1 protein-coding gene is annotated in these 634 nt (G+C 79.3%); it reads right to left on the bottom strand.

Features of this window, described 5'->3' with window-relative positions; genetic code table 11:
- Positions 1–76: 76 nt before the first annotated feature.
- Entirely contained in the window at positions 77–520 is a 444-nt protein-coding gene (locus I6A81_RS23350; protein ID WP_203006814.1) for a hypothetical protein, read from the bottom strand.
- Between the last annotated feature and the right edge of the window lie 114 nt (positions 521–634).

The raw sequence follows: 634 nt of genomic DNA on the forward strand, positions 1-634 counted from the left end.
GGGGGGGCGGGGGGGCGGCGGGGGGGGGGGGGGGGGGCGGGGCGCCCGCGGGCGGGCCCCCCCCCCGGCCGGTGAGCTAAGGAGCCGGAGTGCCGCGGTCACCTCGGTACTGGTCGATGACCACCGTGAACTGGCCGTTGAGGGTGACGTCGGCGAGGCCGGGGCCGAGGATGCCGGCACCCGGCAGTGAGGCGACCGTGCGGACGCAGACGACGAAGACCGCGCCGGGCTCCAGGGTGGCGGCCCCGTCGCCCGGGTTCGCGGCGCCGCAGTCGGCGCCCTCGGGGGCGAAGCGCACCTCGGGCGCCGCTTCGACGCCCTGGTCCTGAAACGCCAGCTGAGCGGCGACGCGGGCACGGGTCAGGCCCTCCTCCGCGTTGTTCGCCGTCGAGAAGGCCCTGCCGGCCTCCCGCGCCGCCTGGGTGACCGCGAACGCCGAGCGCTGCACGGAGAACAGCGCGAGGAAGAAGTAGACGAACGGGATCAGCAACACGACCGAGAGGCCGACGAACTCGATCATCGCCGAGCCCTCGTCGGCTCGGCGGCGCCCCGGCCCCGGCCCCCCCCCCCCCCCCCCCCCCCCCCCCGCCCCGCCCCCCCCCCCCCGGCCGGCCCCCCCCCCCCCCGCCCGGAC

Source organism: Frankia nepalensis, assembly GCF_016786325.1.
GTDB classification, from domain to species: Bacteria; Actinomycetota; Actinomycetes; order Frankiales; family Frankiaceae; genus Pseudofrankia; species Pseudofrankia nepalensis.